General features: G+C 34.2%; 5 protein-coding genes and 1 CRISPR repeat array. All 5 genes read left to right on the top strand.

The window, feature by feature from the left end:
- Positions 1 to 372 precede the first annotated feature (372 nt).
- Positions 373 to 1,518, top strand: a complete 1,146-nt coding sequence (locus tag BUB63_RS08875; RefSeq protein WP_242947362.1) for a sugar ABC transporter substrate-binding protein — start codon at positions 373 to 375, stop codon at positions 1,516 to 1,518.
- A gap of 188 nt (positions 1,519 to 1,706) precedes the next feature.
- Positions 1,707 to 2,294 (top strand): ECF transporter S component, encoded by a 588-nt coding sequence (locus BUB63_RS08870; RefSeq protein WP_073249180.1) that lies wholly within the window; start codon positions 1,707 to 1,709, stop codon positions 2,292 to 2,294.
- An 81-nt stretch (positions 2,295 to 2,375) separates the two neighbouring features.
- Positions 2,376 to 3,314, top strand: a complete 939-nt coding sequence (locus tag BUB63_RS08865) for a P1 family peptidase (protein ID WP_027309258.1) — start codon at positions 2,376 to 2,378, stop codon at positions 3,312 to 3,314.
- 21 nt (positions 3,315 to 3,335) lie between these two features.
- Positions 3,336 to 3,698: a methylglyoxal synthase gene (gene mgsA / locus BUB63_RS08860; RefSeq protein ID WP_027309257.1), complete on the top strand. Its 363-nt coding sequence runs from the start codon at positions 3,336 to 3,338 to the stop codon at positions 3,696 to 3,698.
- Between the two features lie 316 nt (positions 3,699 to 4,014).
- Positions 4,015 to 4,849: direct repeats of the CRISPR family, unit length 30 nt; unit sequence GTTTATAGCCTACCTATAAGGGATTGAAAC.
- 312 nt (positions 4,850 to 5,161) lie between these two features.
- Complete coding sequence (locus BUB63_RS08855) at positions 5,162 to 6,163, top strand: Rpn family recombination-promoting nuclease/putative transposase (RefSeq protein WP_073249178.1); 1,002 nt, start codon at positions 5,162 to 5,164, stop codon at positions 6,161 to 6,163.
- Positions 6,164 to 6,286 lie beyond the last annotated feature (123 nt).

Raw genomic sequence — 6,286 nt, 5'->3', positions numbered from 1 at the left:
TTCGAGTCTATTAAAACTTTTAAGTCTACAGATAAATGTGAACAGAACTATAAATGAAATAGTTGAAGTTTCAATTTGAGGATTTATTCTTCCATCTTTTAACCCCTTGATTTTTTCTCCAAGATGGTATACCTTAGAGAAGTAGGTGAGCATTTGTTTTAAATAACGCTTGTTCATCTCAAAACATCCTTTCTATTGGGTTTGTAGCAAAATTCATTATAGAAAGGATGTTTTCATTTTTAAACCCTAAATTTTTTCCAGTAAAAATCGGAATTTACATATTTCAATTATTATTCATCTAAACCATTACATATCAAGGGGCTACGCCCTATTTATTTTTTAATCTGCGAAACTTCTGACAAAACAGCAGAGTTGAAACCAGAGGAAGGAGCTTCACTTGTAGTTTGGGAAAGTGAAGGCCCAGAGGGAGAGTACATAAAGTATGTAGCAGCAGAATTTGAAAAGAAGTATGGTGTAAAGGTTAAGTATGAACCAGTTGACCATACCCAAACTTCAGGAAAACTACAACAGGATGGCCCTGCAGGTGTTGGAGCAGATATAATATCAGCACCACACGACCACGTAGGTAAGATGGTTGCAGCAGGATTAATTCAACCAAACCACAAGCCAGACAGAATAAAGAATGACTATGTACAGGCTGCTATAGATGGTGTAAGTATGAATGGTACAGTTTATGGTTATCCAACAGCAATAGAAACATATGCATTATTCTATAATAAGGATATAATAAAGGAAGCACCAAAGACCTATGAAGAAATAATAGAATTTGCAAAGACATTCAATAATCCAAAGGAAAAGAAATATGCACTTGCTTGGGATGTTGGTAATGCATACTTCTCCTACAGCTTCTTAACAGCAAATGGTGGTTATGTATTTGGTAAGGCTGGTACAGATAAGGATGACATAGGACTAAACAATGATGGTGCAGTTGCTGGTGCTACCTTCTATAAGAGTCTAAATTCAATATTACCACATAAGGCTGCAGATGCTAACTATCAATTTATGGATGGTTCCTTCTCAGCAGGAAAGGTTGCTATGATTATAAATGGACCTTGGGCAGTTAAGGGATACCAAGATGCAAAGGTTAACTTTGGAGTTGCTCCACTTCCAACATTTAATGGAAAGCAACCAAAGAGCTTCTCAGGAATAAGAGGTCTATATATTAGTGCTTTTACTAAGTATCCAAATGCTGCAAAGTTATTCCTTGAATTTGCAACATCAGATGAGATGTTAATGAAGAGATATGAAATGACTCATCAAATTCCTCCTGTTAAGGCACTAATGGATAAGCCAGAAGTTAGTGGAGACCCAATCGTTGCAGGATTTATAGCACAAATAAAGAATGCAGAACCAATGCCATCAATTCCACAAATGCAACTTGTATGGGAACCACTTGCTACATCCTTCTCAGCTATTTGGGATGGACAAATGGAACCAAAGGCAGCACTTGATAAGTGCGTACAAACTGTAAAGGATGCAATAGCAGCTCAAAAATAATATAAAAAAGTAACAGAGGGTGTTATCATCCTCTGTTTACTTTTTCTTAATCTACCTTATATATTGAAGTAATTATATTAAAGTGTTAAAATTATTATGTCGGTACATTTGACCGAACAAAAAAATAAAAAACTTCATAAAGGATTTCGTCTTGCATCCTTTTGGAGTGAGAACGAGGAGGTAGTATTATGCAAACAAAAACAATGTCAACATCAAGCCCCAAGGTCAGACAGATTGTTACAGTAGGTATGCTGTCTGCAATAATCGTTGTGCTTGGGGTAACAGGCCTTGGATTTATTCCTATTCCACCAGTAAAGGCTACAATTATGCATCTTCCAGTAATTATAGGTGCAATAATTGAAGGCCCGGTAGTTGGTGCAGCTATTGGTTTATTCTTTGGATTATTTAGTATGTTCCAAGCAATAACAAATCCAACACCAACATCATTTTTATTTCTAAACCCAATTATTGCAGTATTACCAAGGGTGCTTATAGGAATTACAACATACTATACCTATAAGGCAGTACCAGGTAAAATAAAGAGCATAAAATATGGCCTTGCTGCAGCAGTTGGGACACTTACAAATACAATACTTGTTTTAGGGCTGATATACCTAATATATCTTGAAAGATTTGCAAAGGCCTTAAACATCAATATAGCACAAGCAAGAGCTACAATAATAGGAATAGGAATGACAAATGGTTTGCCTGAGGTTTTAGTTTCTATAGCAATAGTTATCCCTGTTGTTATGGCAGTAGATAAAATAAGAAAATAATAACAACATATGAGCCATTAGCAAATAGAGTATTGCTAATGGCTCTTCGTTAAAATACATAGTAAAATTATGGAGGTAAAAATGAGAAGGATAAATATTTCAGATATAATGGGGATAAAAATAGGAAATGCTCAAAATTTTGAGGCAAGGACAGGCTGCACGGTTATAATTTGTGAAAATGGTGCTACCTGTGGTGTAGACGTAAGGGGTGGGGCCCCTGGTACAAGGGAAACAGACCTTTTAAACCCTGTTAATCTTGTGGATAAGGTTCACGCTGTTGTATTGTCTGGAGGAAGTGCCTTTGGACTTGATGCCTCCTGTGGGGTTATGCAGTTTTTAGAGGAGAGAGACATTGGATTTGATGTTGGAGTAACAAAGGTTCCAATAGTTTGTAGTGCTGTTTTATTTGATCTTATGGTTGGTGATTATAGAGTAAGACCAGATAAGAAGATGGGATATGAGGCCTGTGTAAATGCCTTTGAAGTAAACAGAATAGAAAATGGGAAATTTGGAGCAGGAACTGGTGCAACAGTTGGGAAAATATTAGGGCCTGAATTTGCAATGGAGGGTGGACTTGGAAGCTATGCTGTAAGTGTTGGAGACCTAAAAGTTGGGGCTGTTGTTGCAGTAAACTGTCTTGGGGATGTTATAGATCCAAGGACGGGAAAGATTTTAGCAGGTGCCCTAAATGAAGATAAAACAGGCTTTATAGATAGTACAAAGGTTATGCTCTCAAGGTATAGCGACAAAACTAATCTTTTTAGTGGCAATACAACAATAGCCGCAGTTGTTACGAATGCAAAACTGACAAAGGCAGAGGCAACAAAGGTTTCCTCAATGGCCCACGATGCCTTTGCAAGAACTATGAGGCCAGCACACACTATGTTTGATGGTGATACAATCTTTACAATGGCGACAGGTGAGGTTGAGGTTGATATAAGTACTCTTGGAATGATTGCAACAACTGTGCTTGAGGAGGCAATACTGTCAGCCATATCACATATAACTTATGAAAAATAATAAATAAGGAAGGGATAAAGGATGAGAGTAGCTTTTATAGCCCACGATAAGAAAAAGAACGATATAGTTGAGTTTGTAAAGAAGTATAGAGATGTATTTAAAGATGATGAACTTTATGCAACAGGTACAACAGGAAAATTAATTCAAGAGGCAACAGGTCTTAAGGTACATAGATTTTTATCAGGCCCATATGGTGGTGATCAGCAGATTGGTGGAATGGTTGCACAGGGGGATATTGATATGGTTATCTTTTTAAGAGATCCACTAACTGCACAGCCCCACGAACCAGATGTTACAGCTCTTTTGAGGATATGTGATGTGCATAATGTGCCTCTTGCAACTAATCTTGGTACAGCAGAGATGTTTATAAATGCTTTAAGATAGTATTGTTGAGGTTGTTAAATAAAAAGTTAATAAGAAGAAATGGATTTTTAAAAAAGATTTTCAAAGAGTGGGAGTTTTTTGTTGTTTTATACGTAAGAATAATGGGAAAAATAGAAATTTAAAAGTTTATAGGAATATAAAAACTGTGGAGTAAGTCCTCCGCAGTTTTTTTGCTGTCGACCCCCAATCCTGCAAAAAACATAGGGGGTCGACAGCAATCTCAAACCCTTGAAAAACCTACAAAGTTACTTTTTTATTACGAAAAAGAAACAATTTGACAATTCAGAAAAATATAGATATAATAATAGTTGAAAGGGTTTATAGCCTACCTATAAGGGATTGAAACTAACAAAGCGAACGGCTTGCTGAAGCTATGGCAAAATGTTTATAGCCTACCTATAAGGGATTGAAACCTGCGGCGAAGCCGCGCAACCCCGATGCTTTTTTCTCGTTTATAGCCTACCTATAAGGGATTGAAACTCAAGATATATATAATAATCTTTATATTTAGATGGAACAGTTTATAGCCTACCTATAAGGGATTGAAACCTATCACCTCATTGTTTTCATATACGTTTACCCTATATGTTTATAGCCTACCTATAAGGGATTGAAACAATATAGAACATAAAGAATTTATAAAGATGTTTATATAGGTTTATAGCCTACCTATAAGGGATTGAAACCTACTATTTCATCTATTGAGTCTTTGACTACTAAAGGTTTATAGCCTACCTATAAGGGATTGAAACTCCTATTGATAGGTTGAGTAGAGATAAAAAGAATAAGTTTATAGCCTACCTATAAGGGATTGAAACTTGCATAACCTTCTCCGTCAACTCCTTCAAACTTGAGTTTATAGCCTACCTATAAGGGATTGAAACTTTCATTACCAAAGCCTTGCTCCCTTTCTGTAAATAATGTTTATAGCCTACCTATAAGGGATTGAAACTGAAATAGAAAACACTAATTTAGATGAATCTGTTAGTTTATAGCCTACCTATAAGGGATTGAAACTTCCATATCTCTTGTATAAATTCCTTGCCAGTAAGCGTTTATAGCCTACCTATAAGGGATTGAAACTTCTTTGCAGCTATGGCCCAAATGGCAGGGAAAGACGAGTTTATAGCCTACCTATGAGGGATTGAAATAGTTGAGGAATACCTTTAAAGTAATTTAAGTATATACTTTAAAGGTATTCTTTTTATAAGAATTTAATATTTCATATATAAATAGTACTTTAATTTCACATTAGATTTAGCAAGTATTTCCTGTGAACCTTAGTATATCTAAGTTTCATATTAAAAATCTTTTTGAAATAGAAATTAAATATTATAAATGCATAGAAGAATTACCTTTTGAATTAAGAATTATATATTGAAAAGTATGAAAGTTGAAAAAGATAATAAGATATAATAATATAAATATAAATAAAGGCTAAAAGAATGTAGTAGGTGAAAAAGATGAAGATACAAAACCCACATGATAAATTTTTCAAAGAAGTATTTTCAAATATAGAAGTAGCAAAGGACTTTATAATTAATTATGTACCCAAGGAAATAGTTGAGATAATAGATTTAGACACATTAAGTTTACAGAAGGATAGTTTTATAAATGAACAGCTAAAGGAAGTATATTCAGATATGCTATTTAAGGCAAAGATAAACAATTATGAAGGATATATATACTTTTTATTTGAACATAAAAGTTATGTAAGCAGACAAACAGCCTTGCAACTTTTAAGATATGTTGTTGAAATATGGGATATGAATATAAAGAAAGAAGGAGTGGGGAAATTACCGGTAATAATACCATTGGTAATATATCATGGAAACGAAAGATGGAACATAAGAAATGATTTAGGAACAATAATAGAAGGATATGAAGAATTGAAAGAAGAAGTAAAAAGATATATTCCAAATTTTGAGTATTTATTATATGATTTATCAAGTTATGAGGATGAAGATATAAAAGGACAGGTTTTACTTAGGATAATGATATCAGCATTGAGAGATATAACAATAAAGGACGCTAAAGGGATGATAGATGCAGTAATAAAAGTAGCAAGTTGTTTAGCAGAGCTTCAAGACAAACAAACAGGACTACAGTATTTTGAAACATATTTGAGATACATATTTAGTACAGATAAGGGTATGACAAAACAGGATTTTGAAAGTATAAAAAGAGGAGTAGAGAAAATATTAGTTGAAGGGAGTGAATATACAATGACTTTAGCAGATATTTTTAGAGAAGAAGGTAGAGAGGAAGGAATAAAAAAGGGGATTAAAGAAGGAGAAAGAATGGCATTAGTAAAGTCTATAATAAAGGTATTAACAAAGAAGTTTGGGATACTTCCTGATGAAATAAAGAATAGAATAGAAGTATTAGATATAGCAACTTTGGAGCTTATGTTTGATGAGGCATTAGATTTTACAAGTTTAGAGGAAATAAAAAAGTATTTATAAATTTGGCAAAACTGTGGATTGAAAGCCACAGTTTTTTTGCTGTCGACCCCCAATCCTGCAAAAAACATAGGGGGTCGACAGCAATCTCAAACCCTTGAAAAACCTACAAAGTTACTTTTTTAT

The sequence above is a fragment of the Caloramator proteoclasticus DSM 10124 genome (assembly GCF_900129265.1).
GTDB classification, from domain to species: Bacteria; Bacillota; Clostridia; order Clostridiales; family Caloramatoraceae; genus Thermobrachium; species Thermobrachium proteoclasticum.
Note: the sequence above shows the minus strand (reverse complement) of the source record. Positions and strands in the feature narration are given on the sequence as shown.